General features: G+C 67.3%; 17 protein-coding genes and 1 pseudogene. 11 read left to right on the forward strand and 7 right to left on the reverse strand.

The window, feature by feature from the left end; translation table 11 throughout:
* The first annotated feature begins 212 nt into the window (after window positions 1-212).
* From glp to AB0L57_RS15745, 3 genes are read left to right on the forward strand one after another with little or no spacing between them, the layout of a single operon-like run.
* The gene (gene glp, locus AB0L57_RS15735) at window positions 213-1,418 is read left to right on the forward strand and encodes a gephyrin-like molybdotransferase Glp (protein WP_364961875.1); all 1,206 of its coding nucleotides are present in this window, start codon (window positions 213-215) and stop codon (window positions 1,416-1,418) included.
* Between the two features lie 26 nt (window positions 1,419-1,444).
* A complete protein-coding gene (gene moaCB, locus AB0L57_RS15740) occupies window positions 1,445-2,566 on the forward strand; it encodes a bifunctional molybdenum cofactor biosynthesis protein MoaC/MoaB (RefSeq protein ID WP_364962427.1) in 1,122 nt (373 codons plus the stop codon).
* Window positions 2,559-2,984, forward strand: a complete 426-nt coding sequence (locus AB0L57_RS15745; RefSeq protein WP_364961877.1) for a molybdenum cofactor biosynthesis protein MoaE — start codon at window positions 2,559-2,561, stop codon at window positions 2,982-2,984. Before moaCB ends, AB0L57_RS15745 begins: the two co-directional genes overlap by 8 nt.
* A gap of 165 nt (window positions 2,985-3,149) precedes the next feature.
* On the opposite strand, the gene AB0L57_RS15750 is transcribed toward AB0L57_RS15745, so the two are convergent.
* Window positions 3,150-4,199: a CobW family GTP-binding protein gene (locus AB0L57_RS15750; protein ID WP_364961879.1), complete on the reverse strand. Its 1,050-nt coding sequence runs from the start codon at window positions 4,197-4,199 to the stop codon at window positions 3,150-3,152.
* A gap of 590 nt (window positions 4,200-4,789) precedes the next feature.
* Window positions 4,790-5,725 (reverse strand): annotated as a pseudogene (locus AB0L57_RS15755) (N-acetylmuramoyl-L-alanine amidase); the annotation flags it as partial.
* 748 nt (window positions 5,726-6,473) lie between these two features.
* Here AB0L57_RS15755 and AB0L57_RS15760 point away from each other — a divergent pair.
* The 5 genes from AB0L57_RS15760 to AB0L57_RS15780 all read left to right on the forward strand — a co-directional run bounded on the left by AB0L57_RS15760 (window position 6,474) and on the right by AB0L57_RS15780 (window position 10,632).
* The gene (locus AB0L57_RS15760; protein WP_364961881.1) at window positions 6,474-6,878 is read left to right on the forward strand and encodes a hypothetical protein; all 405 of its coding nucleotides are present in this window, start codon (window positions 6,474-6,476) and stop codon (window positions 6,876-6,878) included.
* A 207-nt stretch (window positions 6,879-7,085) separates the two neighbouring features.
* Window positions 7,086-8,147 (forward strand): galactose-1-phosphate uridylyltransferase, encoded by a 1,062-nt coding sequence (galT, locus tag AB0L57_RS15765; protein WP_364962430.1) that lies wholly within the window; start codon window positions 7,086-7,088, stop codon window positions 8,145-8,147.
* Window positions 8,144-9,241: a galactokinase gene (gene galK, locus AB0L57_RS15770; protein ID WP_364961883.1), complete on the forward strand. Its 1,098-nt coding sequence runs from the start codon at window positions 8,144-8,146 to the stop codon at window positions 9,239-9,241. The genes galT and galK overlap by 4 nt, the downstream gene beginning before the upstream one ends.
* Window positions 9,242-9,267: 26 nt before the next feature.
* Window positions 9,268-10,017: an SDR family oxidoreductase gene (locus tag AB0L57_RS15775; RefSeq protein WP_364961885.1), complete on the forward strand. Its 750-nt coding sequence runs from the start codon at window positions 9,268-9,270 to the stop codon at window positions 10,015-10,017.
* Window positions 10,018-10,212: 195 nt separating this feature from the next.
* On the forward strand, window positions 10,213-10,632 hold the full coding sequence (locus AB0L57_RS15780) for a PaaI family thioesterase (RefSeq protein WP_364961887.1): 420 nt from the start codon (window positions 10,213-10,215) through the stop codon (window positions 10,630-10,632).
* Here the strand turns inward: AB0L57_RS15780 and AB0L57_RS15785 are convergent.
* On the reverse strand, window positions 10,607-11,539 hold the full coding sequence (locus AB0L57_RS15785; protein ID WP_364961890.1) for a zinc-binding alcohol dehydrogenase family protein: 933 nt from the start codon (window positions 11,537-11,539) through the stop codon (window positions 10,607-10,609). The genes AB0L57_RS15780 and AB0L57_RS15785 overlap by 26 nt on opposite strands.
* Window positions 11,540-11,713: 174 nt before the next feature.
* Between AB0L57_RS15785 and AB0L57_RS15790 the strand changes: the two genes are divergently transcribed.
* A complete protein-coding gene (locus AB0L57_RS15790) occupies window positions 11,714-12,343 on the forward strand; it encodes a TetR/AcrR family transcriptional regulator (RefSeq protein ID WP_364961892.1) in 630 nt (209 codons plus the stop codon).
* Here the strand turns inward: AB0L57_RS15790 and AB0L57_RS15795 are convergent.
* Window positions 12,335-13,198 carry an LLM class F420-dependent oxidoreductase gene (locus AB0L57_RS15795; protein ID WP_364961894.1) on the reverse strand — a complete coding sequence of 288 codons (864 nt, stop codon included), beginning with the start codon at window positions 13,196-13,198 and terminating at the stop codon, window positions 12,335-12,337. The two genes, AB0L57_RS15790 and AB0L57_RS15795, sit on opposite strands and share 9 nt — an antisense overlap.
* A 313-nt stretch (window positions 13,199-13,511) precedes the next feature.
* On the opposite strand from AB0L57_RS15795, the gene AB0L57_RS15800 reads away from it, so the two are divergent.
* Both AB0L57_RS15800 and AB0L57_RS15805 read left to right on the forward strand, forming a co-directional pair.
* Complete coding sequence (locus tag AB0L57_RS15800) at window positions 13,512-14,102, forward strand: DUF308 domain-containing protein (RefSeq protein ID WP_364961897.1); 591 nt, start codon at window positions 13,512-13,514, stop codon at window positions 14,100-14,102.
* Between the two features lie 207 nt (window positions 14,103-14,309).
* On the forward strand, window positions 14,310-14,573 hold the full coding sequence (locus AB0L57_RS15805) for a GlsB/YeaQ/YmgE family stress response membrane protein (protein WP_364961899.1): 264 nt from the start codon (window positions 14,310-14,312) through the stop codon (window positions 14,571-14,573).
* Window positions 14,574-14,615: 42 nt separating this feature from the next.
* Here AB0L57_RS15805 and AB0L57_RS15810 read toward each other — a convergent pair whose 3' ends face one another.
* The 3 genes from AB0L57_RS15810 to AB0L57_RS15820 form a co-directional block, all read right to left on the reverse strand.
* Entirely contained in the window at window positions 14,616-15,659 is a 1,044-nt protein-coding gene (locus AB0L57_RS15810; protein ID WP_364961901.1) for an MCE family protein, read from the reverse strand.
* A 189-nt stretch (window positions 15,660-15,848) separates the two neighbouring features.
* Window positions 15,849-17,048 carry a hypothetical protein gene (locus tag AB0L57_RS15815; RefSeq protein ID WP_364961903.1) on the reverse strand — a complete coding sequence of 400 codons (1,200 nt, stop codon included), beginning with the start codon at window positions 17,046-17,048 and terminating at the stop codon, window positions 15,849-15,851.
* Window positions 17,049-17,244: 196 nt separating this feature from the next.
* A complete protein-coding gene (locus AB0L57_RS15820; RefSeq protein ID WP_364961905.1) occupies window positions 17,245-17,658 on the reverse strand; it encodes a hypothetical protein in 414 nt (137 codons plus the stop codon).
* Window positions 17,659-17,695: the final 37 nt, after the last annotated feature.

The following is a 17,695-nucleotide window of genomic DNA, read 5'->3' on the forward strand; positions in this document are numbered from 1 at the left end:
CGAGGCGGGCCGAAACCCACTCGGGAGCACCGTGTCGGAAACGTTTACCTTGCTGTGTGCCGATGAGGTGACCTGGTGTCCCGGGGCCAATCCGCAGTTGTCGTGCTGTGGTGATTCCGGGGCGGGACTTCCCGGGGTTGTGCCGCTTGGTCCCGGGTCGTAGCCGACCGGCACCTCGGGTCCTCCCGAAACCCGCGGCTAGGCTGACCTCTATGACCAACCGGCCCAGCACCGCGGCGGCTCGGTCCGTCGAGGATCACCGTGAGCGCATCGAACAGTTGCTGCGCCCGCTGGCCGCGCGCGATGTGGAGCGGGTGGGAGTGCCGCTGGCCGGGGGGCGGGTACTGGCCGAGGATGTCGCTTCGCCGCTGGATCTTCCGGTGTTCCGCAATTCCGGAATGGACGGCTATGCGGTGCGCGCGTCCTCGGTGGCCGTCACGCCGGTGACACTGCCGGTCGCCGCCGTGGTCGCGGCGGGTGAGGGCGGTCCGGAACGGCTGCCCGAGGCAGCCGCGATCAAGGTGATGACCGGAGCGCCGGTTCCGCCGGGTGCCGATTGTGTGGTGCCGGTCGAGGACACCCGCTCCGACGGCAGCCGGGTGCTGATCGAACGGGGCCGCAGCGCGGGCGACTTCGTCCGCGAGGCGGGCACCGATATCCGGCGGGGCGACTTGCTGATCGCCGCCGGGGCACTGCTGTCACCACAGCGGATCGCGGCGCTGGCCGCGGTGGGGATCGCATCGGTGCCGGTGGCCCGGCGGGTGCGCGCGGCGGTGCTGACGACCGGGGACGAACTGATGCCCGCGGGTGCGCGGCTGCGGCCGGGGCAGATCTACAACTCCAACGGCATCGCCCTCGCGGCGGCGCTGGGCGCCAACGGAATCGACGTGGTGAGTGTGTCGCACAGCCGCGACGATCCGGCGCAGTTCCGCCGCGAACTGTCGGCGGCCACCGCGGCGGCGGATGTGGTGTTCACCTCGGGTGGTGTGTCACAGGGCGATTTCGAGGTCGTCAAGGAGGTGCTGGCGGAATTCGGCGGCGAGTTCGGATCCGTCGCGGTACAGCCGGGTGGCCCGCAGGGCGTCAGTGTGGTCGACGGTGTCCCGATCTTGAGCTTCCCGGGTAATCCGGTGAGCACGATGGTGTCGTTCGAGGTGTTCGCCCGGCCGATCCTGCGGCTGCTGAGTGGGCTGGCGCCGGTGCCGGACAGTGAAGTGGCGCTGCTGAATCCGGTGCGGTCACCGGCCGGGCGGCGGCAATTCCTGCGCGGGCGGCGCGAGGGCGCCGGGGTGCGTTCGGTCTCGGGCCCCGGATCACATCTGGTGGCCGCGATGGCACAGGCCGATGTCCTCATCGATATTCCGCCGGAGGTCACCGCGGTGGCGGCCGGTGCACCGGTGCGGGTGCGCGAACTGTGAGCGAGTCGAAGGTGAATGCCGAAGGTCTGCCGCATCCCGATCAGGGTGGTCTGTCGCATCTGGACGCCGAAGGCCGGGCGCGCATGGTCGACGTGAGCGCGAAGACGGAGACCACCCGCGTCGCGGTCGCCGCCGGTGTACTGCGGACCACCCCTGAGGTGGTGGCGCTGGTCCGTGCCGACGACATGCCGAAGGCCGATGTGCTCGCCACGGCACGCATCGCCGGGATAGCGGGCGCGAAGAAGACCTCGGAACTGATCCCGCTGTGTCATCAGCTGGCATTGTCGTCGGTGCACGTGCGGTTCGATTTCACCGATGACGCCATCACGATCGAGGCCCGCGCCAAGACCAAGGGCCCGACCGGAGTCGAAATGGAGGCGCTGACCGCGGTCGCCGTCGCGGGGCTGACACTGCACGACATGGTCAAGGCGGTGGACCCGGCCGCGGTCCTGGACGGCGTGCGGTTGCTGACCAAGGACGGCGGCAAGCACGGTCACTGGGAACGACCCGGAGCCGGCCCTCGAACCGCAGCACAGGACACCACCGAGCACCTGCCCGGCCCGGCCCGCAACCCCACATCGAGTCCCGTTGTGCTGCACGGCCATCCGCACGGGCACGATCTCGGAGACCCGCGGACTTCGGGACATTCCGGCCACGCGCACGGCGAGGAGGGCTCTCGTTCCGCTGTCGTGGTGGTCGCCTCCACCGGCGCCGCGGCCGGCACCCGGGTCGACAAGACGGGCCCGGTGCTCACGGATTGGCTTGCCGGCCTGGGTTTTTCGGTGCGCGGCCCGCTCGTGTACGCCGATGCCGAGATCGCGTCCGGTCTGCGTGACGCGCTCGATGGCGGACCGGGTCTGGTGATCACCACCGGGGGAACCGGCGCCTCGCCCACCGATGCCACTCCCGAAGCCACACTGGCCGTGCTGGATCGGGAGCTGCCGGGTGTCGCCGAATCGATTCGGCAGCGCGGCACGGCCGCATTCCCCTTGGCCGCGTTGAGCCGTGGCGTGGCGGGGTTGTCCGGCGCTACGGTGATCGTGAATCTGCCCGGTTCGCCGGGCGGGGTCCGGGACGGGATCGCGGTCCTGGAACCGCTGCTGGACCATCTGCTGGCCCAGGTCGCCGGAGGAGGACGTCATGAGTGAGTACACGCCGCTCACCCGTATCAGTGATCAGCCACTCGACCCCGACGAGGTGGAGGAAGCGGTCACCGGCCCCCAGCACGGCGCAGTCGTCGTCTTCACCGGCAAGGTCCGCGATCACGATGCTGGACAAGCCGTTTCGGCACTCGAATACTCGGCGCACCCGGAGGCCGGGAAGTTCCTGGCGCGGGTCTGCGCCGAGATGACGGCGGAGTCGGGCCTGCCGGTGGCGGCGGTGCACCGTATCGGCTCACTCACCGTCGGCGATCCGGCGATCGCGGTGGCGGTGGCGGCACCGCATCGCCGGGAGGCCTTCACCATCTGCGCGGAGCTGGTGGACCGGATCAAACACGAGGTACCGATCTGGAAACGCCAGCTCTTCGCCGACGGCATGTCCGAGTGGGTGAATGCCTGCGGCTGACCGCGGCCGCACCGGTCACCGCGAGATCTGGACCACCGTCGCCGCGCTCGATGCCGACGTCGTTCCGGATCCTGGGCCGGTATCGGCATCGACCACATCCGGCTCGATCGGCCGGACCTCGGACGGCGCGGGGCCCGGCCGGATCATCGAGCCGCTGCCCGACATTCACGCACTCCGGTCGCCGATCTCGCGTGGCACATGGCGCCAGACCGGCAGCAGTGCCTGTTCGTCCAGCGGTTCGGCGGCGGTGTGCGCGGTGGCGCGCAGGCGAGCGGTGGCCGCGGCGGTGTCCAGCCCGGAACCGATGAGTACCAGACAGGTTTCGCGAGTCTCGCCACGTGACCACGGCGCGGGTTCGAACACCACATGGCGACCGACCATGTGCAGCAGGAACTTCCGGTTCTCCCCGCGCACGCCGAATGCCGCCGTGCCCTTGGCGCGGAACAGACCCGCCGGTGGATCCTCCAGGAAGCCGACCAGACTCCGCGGATCGAGATCGGTGGCGCTGGTGAACGAGACGCTGTCGTACCCGTCGTGCAGGTGGTGGTGACCGGGCTCGTCGTGATCGTGATCGTCGAGCAGTTCATCGAACGACAACTGTTGCGCCACCGGCGATTCGTCCTTGTCCGGCAGGTCGAACAGCAGGGCCGGATCGATGCGGCCGTGCGCGGCGGGGTGGACCGGTACACCTGCGGCGATCTCGATCAGTTCGGCACGCAACTCGTCGAGTCGCTCCGGGCCGACCCGATCCGCCTTGTTCAGCACGATCAGATCCGCCAGGCGCAGATGCTTGGCCAGTTCAGGATGACGGGCACGGCAGTCGTCGAAGTGTTCGGCGTCCACGACCTCGACCAGGCCGCCGTAGCGGATGCGCGGATTGTCACTGCCCACGACCATCCGGATCAGATTGCGCGGTTCCGCCAGACCGCTGGCCTCCACCACGATCACGTCGATACCGTGACGCGGTTCGGTGAGCCGCGCGAACATGTCGTCGAGTTCGGTGACATCGACCGCACAGCACACACAACCGTTGCCGAGTGACACCATCGCGTCGACCTGCCCCGCGACCAGCATGGCGTCGATGTTGACCGCGCCGAAGTCGTTGACCACCACCCCGATCCGGGCCTCGCGCCGGCGGAGCAGCCGGTTCAGCAGGGTGGTCTTGCCCGCGCCCAGGAATCCCGCGACCACCAGAACAGGTATGCGCCGATCCATTCGGCCGAGCTTACCCAGGTCCCGGCACGACCGTGCCCGCCCCTCGTGCGCAGGGACGGGCACGATCGGAGGTCGAGTTACTTACTCGACCCCATGAGGGTGGAGACCAGGGTGTAGGCGAGGTTGACCAGGACCGAGTCGAGCCCGTTGTCGTCCAGGCCGAGTGACTTCGCCAGCGGCAGCAGCAACTGCATCGCGGTCGTGGTGAGCGTGCCCGCGGCCGAGTTGTCGGGGCTGCTCTGCGTACCGGTTCCCGCCTGCCCCGGCAGCGCCTGCGCACTGGTCCCCGGACTTCCCGGACTCGACGACTGTCCCGGTGTGGTGCCGGAGGTTCCGGGATCGGTCTTCGAATAGGCGCCCGGCGCGGTGCGATAGGTGCCCGCCGGTGCACCGGGCTGGGTCGCGCCCGGAGCAGCCTGCTGGTTGGTACCACCCGGCGCGGGTGCCGCAGGTGCCGATCGGGACAGACCGCGCAGGGCATCGGTGGCCGATCCCTGTTGCGGCACCGAGTTTTGCGGTACCGAACCGGGCACACCCGAATTCTGCTGCGCAGGCGTGGACTGCTGCTGAGCGGGAGCCGGTTGCTGAGCAGGAGTGGATTGCTGAGCAGGCGTGGACTGCTCGGCGGGCGCCGACTGCTGCGCGGGGGCGGATTGCTCGGCGGGCGCCGACTGCGGGGCGTTCACCGGGCTGTCCGCCGGACTCGAGGCCGGGGAGGTTCCGCCCGGAGCCGCACCAATCAGATAGCTCACCAGTCCGGTTGTGATGGCGATGGCGTGTTTGAGCTGACCGTCCGCCGACTCCAGCATCGCCGCGTCGTCGGCGTTGGCGCCGTTGCCCATCTCGATGAAGACGTCGGGCACCGAGGTCAGCGCCGGGCCGGCGATATCGGAGCGAGTCTGCAGTCCATCGACCGCGCCGGCGTAGTTGGCGGGCGTGAATCCGGACTGGACGTACGCGTCGCGCACCGCCTTGGTCGCGACCAGCCCCGGCCCGGACTGCGCCTGGTTCGCGGCGGCGTCCGGTATCGGCAGCTGCGGCACGATGAGGTGGAAGCCGTGGTCCTGTTCGGGTGCGCCGTCGGCGTGAATGCTGACGGCGACCGCGGCGCCGGAGCTGTTCGCCGCCGCGGCCCGTTCGTCGACGCAGCCGCCCCAGCCGGTGTCGTCCTGGCGGCTCAGCACCACATGCGCGCCCAGCGCCTCGAGAGACTGGCGGACGAGCTGGGACACATTCCAGTTGATGGTGTGTTCGGGCACCCCGCCCCGGCTCGTCATCCCGGTGGTCTGACACTCCTTGGTCCCGCCCCGGCCGTCGTTCACCTGCCGTGCGAGATCGGAGGCAGCGCCGGAGCCCTGATGGCCCGGGTCGAGGAATACCGTCTTACCGGCCAATTTCGTGGACATATCGGGATCCGCGGGCGCGGCCGGCGCGGCGAAGGCGGCGGCCGGCACCAGCACACCGGCGGTGGTGATCGCGGCGGCGGTGAGCCCGAGTCCGGTCTTGATGATGCGTGGATGGTTCATGTTCGGACGGCGCTCCCGGGATGGGGGCGCCCCTCCCTTCCCACTAGTAACATCAAACCCAGTGGTTCACTGTGGCAACGCTAGTTCACATGCGCAACCCCAGTTATCGAACCGTTACCCCGCTGCATGAGCGGATACAGCAGTATCTTCGCAGGACAACTCGCATATGCAGCGCAACCTGGCGGCGAGGTCGCGGAACTGGACATTTCGGAGCTACCGAACCGATCTCCGAGGGAGATCGCCGGAGCGGCACCGCCGGAAACAACCGTAAGGTTTGTGTTGCTAGCCACATTTTTTCGAAAAACGCTGTGAACACACACCATTGCCCGAAAATCGCTGTGATCCACTTCGGGATCTCGAGGACCTTGATATACAGGGAAGCCATCGAAATCTCGATAAATGCTGAGTCCGATCATTCGCAACAGTAATTGAATACTGAAACATAAGCCGTGTTGCATCGATTGCCGAAACTGCAGTAGCTTCCCATCTCGCACCTCGGACCGCACTCGATCCGGTGCTGTCCCCGTGGGCGCGAGGGGATCCCGCGGGGACATTTCGAGATTCCGCCGGACACCGCCTCGCCATCGAGGCGAAACCATCCGCATTTCTTTGTCGAATCTCCAGATATTTGACCGATCCGGTCCGGCGCCATCGGAATTCTGATAAACCAAGGCCCCGGAAGATTCGGGGATCTTCTCCGGCCGCGATAGTCGATCGGCGGCTGTATGCGATATCGAGGAGGTCCGTCGTGCGTGGACGCACGTTTGTGATCGCCGGGACCGTTGCGTCCGCGGTGACGATGTTCGGATTCGGCAGTGCCGCTGCCGATCCGGCCACAAGCATTCCCGGTGACGGGCTCTACCGGGTGGGTGTCGACATCGCCCCCGGCATCTACCAGTCCGCTGGACCGGCGGATCCTGCCCATGCCTGCTCCTGGCAGCGCCTGTGGGAGATCGCCCCGCCGGGCGATACCGCCGATCCCAACAAATACATCAGCGCCAGCGACGACACCCACAACGCGCCGGTCCGGGTGCTGATCAAGCCCAACGATGTCGCCTTCCACGCGAGCAATTGCGGCGGCTGGGTGATGATGCCCGCACCGCCGGCCACCGGTTCCTACGGACCCGGCGGCCCGTTCGGCAGCGAGTACTGACCGCCACTGCGGCGCGGCGCATCCGATCGGATGCGCCGCGGCCGAACAAGCTGGCGCGAACTGCGGCGCGGCGCATCCGATCGGATGCGCCGCGCCGCAGTTCGCGCCAGCTTGTTCGGCCGCGCCGGTGTTAGTGTCCGCTGAGTCCGGGGGTTCGAGCGGAGGGATGCGATGCCACGGTCGATTCCGGTACCGAGTCGTCGGACGCTGGCCGACGGGCGCGAGATCATCTATTTCGACACCGATCCGGTGCCACGTACCGCGACCGACACCCGCGATCTGCCGCCCACCGCGACACAATCCCAGGCGCGTTTCGATCCGCTGCTGGGCGAATGGGTGGTGATCGCGTCGCATCGGCAGACCCGCACCTTCCTGCCGCCGGCCGATCAATGCCCACTGTGCCCGTCACGGCCCGGGCGCCCCTCCGAGATTCCCGAATCCGACTATGAGGTGGTCGTGTTCGAGAACCGCTTTCCCGCACTGTCCACCGACCGCGTGGAGCTGCCCGATCATGTCGAAGGTTCACCGGAGACGCTGCTGCGCAATGGTTTCGGACGATGCGAAGTGGTGTGCTTCACCAGCGATCACGACAGTTCGTTCGCCGAGCTGACGCCCGAGCGGGCCCGGCTGGTGGTCGATGTATGGGCCCAGCGCAGTGCGGAACTGGCCGCACTCGACGGTGTCGCGCAGGTCTATTGCTTCGAGAACCACGGGGCCGAGATCGGGGTCACCCTGTCGCATCCGCACGGTCAGATCTACGCCTATTCCTTCCCCACCCCGCGCGCGGTCACCATGTCGGCCAATGCGGCGCGGCATCGGCGGGCGCACGGCAGCAACCTGTTCGGGGATCTGCTCGGCGCCGAACGGGCGGCCGGGATCCGGGTGGTGGCGGCCAACGAGGAATGGACCGCGTTCGTCCCGCCGTTCGCCCGCTGGCCCTATGAGGTCCAGCTCTATCCGCACCGCCGGGTGACCGACCTCCCGGAGCTCGACGAGGCCCAGCGCGACGGGTTCGCCACGCTGTATCTGGATGTGCTGCAACGCTTCGCCCATCGCTTCGACACGCCCATGCCCTACGTGGCGGCCTGGAATCAGGCACCGGGCATTCCCGCAGCACAGGAGAATTGGTGGTTGCACCTGCAACTGTTCTCCATCCGCCGGACCGCGCACAAGGTGAAGTATTTGGCTGGCTCGGAGTCGGGAATGCAGGTGTTCATCAGTGACACGACACCGGAGACCGTCGCCGCGGAGTTGCGGGAGGTGCGGTGAACGCCGGGGTCTGGGTGGCGCCCGGACGGGTCAACATCATCGGCGAGCACACCGACTACAACGACGGGTACGCGCTGCCGATCGCGCTGCCCCAGGTCGTGACCTGCACCGCCACGGCCACCACCGACGCGATGGTGAGCGTGACGTCGCGCCAGCACCCGGGCCGGTCGGTGCGCGAGCCGATCGCCGGGCTCGGTGACGCGACGGTCGGTGGCTGGGCGCGCTACCCGCTGGGCGTGGTGCACGAATTCGCCCGCCGCGGACATCGGCCGCCCGGTGTGGTGCTCGACATCGACGGCGCGGTACCGGTCGGCGCCGGACTGTCGTCGTCGGCAGCGGTGGAATGTTCGGTGGCACTGGCGATGCGTGATCTGTTCGCGCCCCGAGTCGGGCTCGCCGAACTGATCGACATCGGCCGGGCGGCCGAGAACTCCTATGTGGGTGCCGCGACCGGGACGCTGGATCAGTCCGCCTCGCTGCTGTGCACCGAAGGCCATGCGTTGTTCCTGGACTTCGCCACGGGCGAGGCCGCGCAGGTCCCCTTCGATCTCACCGCCGCGAACCTGCGCCTGCTGGTCGCCGACACCGACACCCCGCATCGGCTGGCCGACGGCGATTACGGCCGGCGACGGCGCGAATGCGAGGCGGCCGCACACGAACTCGGTGTGCACTCGCTGCGGGCGATCAGCGAACCCGGCGAAACACTGCGGCTGGCCGATCCGGTGCTGCGCCGGCGGGCGCGGCATGTGGTCACCGAGAACGCCCGCGTGCTCACCGTGGCCGAACTCCTGCGCGACGGGCGTGATCCGCGCGCCATCGGTCCGCTGCTCACCAGCGGCCACCAGTCCCTCCGCGACGATTTCGAGGTGTCGACCCCGCAATTGAACGCCGCGGTGGACAGTGCGCTCGCGGCGGGAGCACACGGTGCGCGCATGGTCGGCGGTGGATTCGGCGGCAGTGTCATCGCCCTGACCGATATCGAGCGCACCGATTCGGTGGCCGCGGCGATCCGCCGGCGATTCCGCGCCGACGGCTTCACCCCACCTCGATTCTTCGTGGCCGTACCGTCCGCCGGTGCGCGCCGGACCCGCTGACGCGCATCGTCAGTAGGGTGAGTGCCATGATCAGGCGCAGAATCCTCATCACCGGAGCGAGCGCGGGACTGGGAGCCGAAATGGCCCGGCAGTTCGCCGCCCGGGGACGCGATCTGGCATTGTGCGCCCGCCGCATCGAGAATCTGCGGGCGCTGCGCGAAGAATTGCTCACGGCACATCCCGGCATCCGGGTATCGGTACGCGCGCTCGATGTCGACGATCATGCCGCGGTCGAGCGGGTATTCGGCGAATTCCGCGATGAATTCGACGGATTGGATCGTGTCGTCGTGAATGCCGGTCTGGGCAGGGGCGCCCCGCTGGGTACCGGTCGCGCACAAGCGAATATCGCGACGGCCACAACAAATTTCGTGAGCGCGCTCGCGCAGGCGGAGTCCGCCCTCGAGATCTTCCGCGATCAGCGAGCCGGACACCTGGTGTTGATCTCGTCGATGAGCGCGGTTCGGGGCCTGCCCGGAAAGAAGGCCGCGTACTCGGCCGCCAAGGCCGGATTGTCCGCGCTCGGTGAGGGTTTGGCGACGGAGTTGCGCGCCGACCCCATCGCGGTGACCACCGTCCAGCCCGGGTTCATCGCCACCGAGATGTCCGCCCGGGCCGAGGATGCCCGCCTGATCGTCCCGCTCGACCGCGGCGTCGCCGCCATGGTCGCCGCGATCGAGGCCGAACCCGTCCGGGCCTGCGTGCCGCAATGGCCCTGGCGTGCATTGAACCTCGTACTGCCGCGGTTGCCGCGCGCGGTCATGAGCCGGCTCGGCTAGCTGTACTGCCCGGAGACATCGATATCGCGCCGACCGCCGCCGGACTGCTTCTGACAGACTGCGGGCCGACCACCTTCCAGTTACTTTCGGGTCGCATCACGATCCGAAGAAGTGGTGGCCGGCGCGACCGCCCCCGCGCGAGCGTTACCCGGGAGGTAATGGACTGCGCACATCGGTGCGGGCAAGCTCGACCCCATGAGCGATACCGAGCCCGTGACAGATGCCGAGGGCACTCAGCTGTTCCACACCACCATGCCGTTCACCGCGAAACTCGGTGTCGAGGTGCTCGAGCACGGGCCCAAGCTGGTGCGCAGCCGCCTGGCCTGGGACGAGAGTCTGTGCACGCTGGGCGGTGCGATGCACGGCGGCGCGCTGATGTCGCTGGCCGATGCCACGGGTGCGGTCTGCGCCTACCTGAATCTGCCCGAGGGCAAACAGGGCACCACGACCGTGGAATCGAAGACCAACTTCCTGCGCGCGGTGCGATCCGGGCATGCGGTCGCCACCGCCACTCCCCTGCATGCCGGGCGCAGCTTCATCGTGGTGGAGACCGAGATCCACGACGATGCCGGAAAACTCGTCGGAAAGGTCACTCAGACTCAAGCGGTGCTGTGAGGGCCATCCGCCCGAGATTGCGACGGGTGGCGATCGACTCCACGACCGCGTCCATCTCCGCCCAGCCGCGCACCTCCACATGCGGGTGGATCATCCTGTCGTCCAGCAGTTCCCACAGCCGGGCCCGATCCTCGGCGATCAGATCCGGCCGGGTCCGGGACGGTAGCGCCATCGAGAATCCGGTGACGGTCTTCAGCCCGCCGAGCAATGTGGAGGCATCGACCGCACCGCCACCGCCACCGAAGGCGACCAGGCTGCCGTGCGGAGCGAGAATGTCCACACCACGCTGGACGAGTTCACCACCGACTCCGTCGAGGACGATGTCGATCCCCTCGGGCCACGACCCGTCATAGCTCAGCGCCCGATCGGCGCCGCACCGGGTCACGAAGTCGAACTTGCCGGCGGAACCGACCACGGCGATCACCTCGGACGCGCCCGCCACCCGGGCCAGCTGCAACGCCAGATGCCCGGATCCGCTGGCGGCGCCGGTGATCAGGACCGACTTCCCCGCCACCGATCCCGCCGCACGCAGCGCTCCGCGGGCGACCAGCCCGCCGCGGACCAGCGCCAGCGCATCCGCCGCGTGCACACCCTCGGGGATCCCGGTGATCAGCGCCGGTGCCGCACAGACATATTCGGCATGTACCGAATCGAACACCAGTCCACCGACCCGCATGCCGATCCACGCCTCGTCGACACCGGGTCCGGCCGCCACGACCGTTCCGACCATCTCCCCGCCGGGATTCGCCGCGGCGTCGGCGCGGAGCATGCGTACCGCCCCGACGCCGACACCGCTCAATTCGGTACGGACGAGCAGTTGCCCCGGTTCCGGTTGCGGCCGCGGCGCCTCGACGATGCGGGAGCCGGGAAGTCGATCACCCCGGGCCGAGAACTGAATTGCGCGCACTGACAATGCCTTTCGAGCTGGGTGGCCGACGGCCGTGGACTGTCCGGAACGGGACGGTGATCAGCAGCTGTTACGGGGCAACATCGGAACCTCCTTTCTTACAACGGACGCAATATTAGAACGGTACTACAAAGTACGTCAAGATGATTTTTATGTCGGTGGTAACATTTTCGGGTGGCCAATACCGCGCCGGGACTCCGGGAAACGAAGAAGCAGCAGACCCGTCAAGAAATCTCCGATACCGCGACCCGCCTGTTCATCGAGCGCGGCTTCGAATCGACCACGATCGCGGAGATCGCCGACGCCGCCCGAGTCGCGAAGAAGACCGTCACCAACTACTTCCCACGCAAGGAAGATCTGGCACTGGACCATCACGAGCACTTCGTCGGCGCTCTCGCCGACGCGGTGAGCCGGCGCGGTGGCGGCGAGTCGGCGCTCACCGCCCTTCGGGCCCGATTCCGCTCCGCCACGGACGCGTACTCCGCCGACATCGGATTCTCGGGCCCCGATTTCAGCCGGATGCTCGCCGGCAGCCCGACGCTCACCGCACGTCTGCGCGAACTGCACGACCTACGCGAACAAGCCCTGGCGGCGGTGCTACCGGGCGACGAACTGCTACGCCGGACGGCGGCGGCGCAGTTGAGCGCGGCCTACCGGCTTCTTTTCGCCCGCATTCAGGAACTGCAGCTGTCCGGCGCCACGCGCCCGGACATCACGGCAACCGTCACCGCGGACGCCGAGCGGATCTTCGATCTACTGGAACCGGCCCTCGGCGACTACGGCATTCGTGGCGAATCAGAGTGAACGCAGCCGCGGCACCAGCTCCGCCGCCCGTTCGGTGTACTCCACCGGATCCCGGTCCGGCATGATGTCGAACTGCGTGATACCCAGAGCCGCATAGCGTTGCGCATCCGCGACGAAGGCATCCGGATCGTCGAGAACCGGGCCGAGGTAGGTCGCGGTCTTGCGGATGGCGTCGTAATCGCGCCCCTCGGCCGCGCAATGCGCCCGCAGCACATCGAGTTTGTGCGTCACATCCTCGGGCGTGGAGGCGAACAGATTGCACGCGTCGGCGTAGCGCGCGACGAACAGCAGCGTCTTCTTCTCGCCACCGCCACCGATCAGGATCGGCGGGCGTGGACGGGTCAGCGGCGCGGGGACACAAAGGGTTTCGGCCAGCTGGTAATACTTGCCCGTATACGGGCCGTTGTCCTCGCTCCACATCTGCAGGCAGATCCGCAGCGTCTCCTCGAGCCGTTCGAAGCGCTCCCCCATCGGCACCAGCGGCACACCGAGGCCACGCTGCTCACGCTCGTACCAGGAGGCGCCGATACCGAGCTGGCCGCGACCGCCGGACAGGACGTCGAGGGTGGTGACGATCTTGGCGAGCAAGCCCGGGTGCCGGTACATCACGCCGGTCACCAGCACCGACAGCCGCATCCGCTCGGTCAGTCCCGCGACATAGCCGAGCGTGGTGTAGGCCTCCAGCATCGGCTCCTCGGCCGATCCGCGCAGCTCCATCTGGAAGTAGTGGTCCATGACGGTGAATTCGGCGAAACCCGCCTGCTCGGCGATGCGGGCGCTGTCGGCGATGGATCCGGCCGTGCGAGCCGGATCGGCGGGAGTGGAGAAGTTCCAATAGTGCAGGCTCAGATCCATGACGCCTCGTTTCTACGCAGCAGCGGCGGACAGGGGCGATATCCGCGTTCACCCTATCTCGCCGCTGCGACATGATGCCCGAGTCACCCCGCGAGCACGAACACCGCCGCCCGGCCCTCCGGATCGGGCCACCACGTCGCGCTCACGCACCGGAGAACCGCTGTTCACGACAGTCGAGGACCGAATTTCGGGCACCACCCGCCCGAAACGAACGGTTTCGCCACCTCACGGGAGCATCGGCACACCCACACCGTAACTCGTTCGATACTGGTTAATCATCCGCTACTTGATCTACTGGACTTATCCTGCCCACATGACAACCAGCAAAGAGGGAGTTTATGTAGGGCCGCTGCACCAATTGGCCCGTGGCGCATGGCAATCATTGCTGGTCATCGGCCTGCTGTCGGTGGCCGTCGGCATCATTGTGCTCGTCTGGCCCGGTCCGACGCTCGCAGTAGCCGGCATCTTGTTCGGCATCTACCTGCTGATCTCCGGAATTTTGCAGTTGATCGCCGCATTCGGCCCGCACGTCGGGACCGGTTACCGGGTGCTGACCCTGATCAGCGGCATCCTGTCGTTCATCCTGGCCTTCTTCGCCTTCCGCAGCATCGGCAACTCACTGGTGCTGCTGGGCCTGTGGATCGGCATCAGCTGGCTGTTCCGCGGCATCGCGGCCATGGTCGCCGGGGCCGAAGCACCGCAGGGGGTTCCGGGACGCGGGTGGTCGATCTTCTTCGGCATCCTGTTGCTGATCGGCGGTATCGCCCTGGTGGTCTGGCCCATCCACTCGATCACGGTGCTGGCGCTCGTGGTCGGCTGGTGGCTGATCTTCATGGGCGTGATGGAGGTCGTCTACGCGTTCGAGGTGCGCAGCGTGGCCAAGAAGACCCCGGCCGACCTGTAGCCACCGGCGACAGTCATCCGCCCCGGGCTCGATCGCCCGGGGCGGAGCTGTATCCATGGGGAGCAGTGCCGCGGGTAATACCCCCGAAACCGCGCTTCACACGATATTGCTCCGGTCCGGTGAACATCGGCACAGGCGCCTGCACATCGGGGCTCATCCTTGTTACCGTCGGATCCCCATACCGGTTGCCCGCAAGGAGATTTCACCATGGGTATCATCACGATGATCATCATCGGCCTGATCGCCGGCGCCATCGCTCGCCTGCTGGTCCCCGGCAAGGAGAACTTCGGCTGGATCCTGACCATTGTGCTGGGCATCGTCGGCGGTTACGTCGGCGGCACGCTGGGCAGTCTGGTCTTCGCCCCGCACAAGTTCAGTGTGCATCCGCCGGTGCAGCACACCTTCCTGGGCGCGATCGTCGGCGCGGTGATCATTCTGTTCATCTACAAGGCAGTTCGCGGCCGGGCCTGACCAGCGGATACGCTCCGGCCCCGCACGCCGCGGGCGGCGGGGTCAGGGGCGGCACACCGCCGAGTGCGACCGGCCACCGATCTGCGACCAGATTCCGCGCGGGAACAGGATTCCGTACAGCGAGATGTCCAGCGAGCACACATAGGCGGCCGCATAGGCGCCGTCGGCGGTGAATTTACCCACGTCGGAAAGGATTCCGGGAAGGTCGATCGCGGCCTGGTCGAATTTCGCACCGTTGGCGAGCAACAGGGTCAGGGCATTGCCGACCGACTTCTGCGTGGGCGCCAGCTCCGGCTGCACCTGCGACACCATCGCCACCAAACTCGAACTGGCCCGGCCGATCTGCTCGGTCGACGACAAGAGCGACTGCCCCTGGTCGTAGAGTCCGCCGACGAGCGCGCGCGTCTGCGTGATGAGGGTTTCCAGCTCGCCGCTGCGCCGGGCCAGCCCCGACATCACACCGGACAGATTGGTGATGATGTCGCCGAGGATCGCGTCGCGACGCTGGAAGTCCGAGGCGAGCGCCGCGGCCTGGGTGATGAAGGTGGACAGCGAGACCCCGTCGCCCTGCAGCGCCTGGATCAACGTCGTGGACAGATCGTTGACCTGCTCGGGCGCCAGATTCTCGAACAGCGGCTGGAAGCCGTTGAGGAAGGCCGAGATGTCGAACGAGGGCTCGGTCCGCTCGAGGGGGATCCGGCCACCGGCGGACATGATGTGCGAATCGGGATCGGTACCCGGCGCCAGGGCGAGATAGCGCTGGCCGATCAGGTTCTGATAGCGAACCAGCGCTTTGGTATCGGTGTGCAACGACTGATCGCGCTGGACCATGAAGGTCACCCGCGCCAGGGACTTGTTGGTCTTCGGGTCCTGATCCAGGTCGATCGCGGTGACCTTGCCGACCCGGACGCCCGCGATCCGCACATCGTCGTTGGGCCGCAGTCCCAGCACGTCACTGAAGATCGCCGAATACTTGTCCACCGGACCATCCACCGTGCGGGCCAAGGTATTCCAGATCACCACCGTGACCAGGACCGACACGATCGCGAAGATACCGAAGCCGATCGCCGGCCTGCGGATGCTCATCACGCCTCCCATACCGTGCGAGACACACCCGCACACCGAACACCGGCCATGACTGCGCTGAACGCAGGCACTGTAGCGGTTCGCTATGGGATGTGACCCGCGCCACGCCGTCCGGATATGACAACAGCCCGGCGCTGATGCGCCGGGCTGTTGTTCTGGACGGTACGTAGAGAGGGGTACCGGAACCGATCAGTCCAGGATGGCTCCGCCTGCTGCCCGCTGTTTCGCGGACCTCGCACGCTTGCGCTCGGCCCGGAGTTCGGCGAGTTCCTGCTCGAGGGTGTCCGCGATGCGGAACTGGCCGGTGTCGTAGTCGCTCAGCGGATCCGAGTCATCGTCGAGCGCTTCGGCTTTCGGCGATTTGCTCTTCTTGCCGTCGGCGGCCTCGTCGGTGGAATCGGTCCGCGCACTGGACGTCTTCGGGGTCCAGATATCGGGCTCGACGACCGGGTCGACGGTTTCCACATGCGCGGATTCCTTGGCCGCCGGTTCGGCGGGCGCGGTGTCGGATGCGCCCGGCAGCGCCGCCATGGGGGCGGCGGAGGTGGGACGGGTGTCGGGTGCCGACTGGCGGATGAAGCTGACGAAGGTCGGCATGCTGCGACGGATCTGCTCGGCGGGATCGGGCAGATCACGGATCTGGTCGGTGGCCTGGGTGATGGCCTGGCCGTAGCGCTGACTGGCCGCGTCGTGCACCAGCAGGGCGACACCGATCATCACCGGCGCCACCGCGTGCACACCGACGTTGTACCAGTCACCGTTACGCAGATACGGGTAGGTGTTCAGGCCGACCGTCAGCGCCAGCAGGGCCAGTTCGGCCATCGCGACCTGGCGGCGACTGTGCAGGATGCCCCATTCGGCGACCTTGTTGGTGCCGATCATGATGATGACCAGACAGACGCTGATCATCGCTTCGAGCAGATAACTGAACCAGTACAGCGGATCACTGGGACCGCCGGGGGCGATGTTGTGCTGGACGTTGACCGCCGACCACAGCATGCCGGCGATGACGACGCCCGCGAGGGCACGCATCGACCACGCACGATGCCGGTACAGGGAGGCCAGTTTGGCATGCGGGCTGGATTCTCGTCGCTGCGCCGCAATTGCCTTGCGGGCCATCAACAGATCTCGCATATCGGCCTTCGCGATCGCTTCGGAGGTCTGCCTGGCGCGGTCGGACGTCGACGCCGCCGCCTGTACATTCTTCCAGCGCTGCTCGCGTTCCTGCTCACGGATCTTCTCCGCGAGGTCACGTTCGGCATGGAGTTCGTTCTCCGACAGGGCCTCGGTCAGCGCCGGATCGAATTGGTACGCAAGCCGCCCGCGGGCCTTTTCGACCCGTCGCGCGAGCTGCCTGACCTCATCTTCTCCGGGGTGTTCGACGGTCAACTAGACCACCGCCCGGTGAGAAACGGTGGCCGGCAAGTGTTCACGAAGTGGGAACGGCACATGCCATTCATAGTCGATGAACCACCATCTGCGAAACTGCAGATTTGCCGTAATGGCAGACTATTCGGCGTGTCGCGCACGCCACGCCGAGTCGGCGTGTCGCAATGAGGCTGCGGCGCTGCGAATTTCGCCCGATTCAGGCCGCAGCGGCGTGTGCCAGCACCCGCCGCACGTCGTCCGGATCGTCGACATCGACCACGACTCGCGTGAATTCGGTGCCGCGCAACTCGATCCGCACACCACGACCGTCGAAGCGGGTGTCCCAGAACTCCTTGCGGCCCTTGCCCCGGAAGATTCCGGCCGCGATGACACCGGGCAGGAAGGTACCCGGTGCGCGCACCCACGGTGGACGCAGATCCACTTCGGCGGGTGCGATCGCGACGATCTCGGACAGATCGAAACGAACTCGCTCACACAGGGCCAGCAACCGGTGCGTACCCCGCACGTGAACGGTGACCGTGGTACCCGTGACCTCGATATCGACCATCGCAGACCCCATCTCGCCGAGTTCGTCCTCGGGATCCATGGTGCCGCGCGGGCCTGACGGCAAACTGTGCCGTTCCTATGATTTTCCTCAGATTCGGGGC

It is taken from the genome of Nocardia sp. NPDC052254, assembly GCF_040679495.1.
Classification (GTDB): Bacteria; Actinomycetota; Actinomycetes; order Mycobacteriales; family Mycobacteriaceae; genus Nocardia.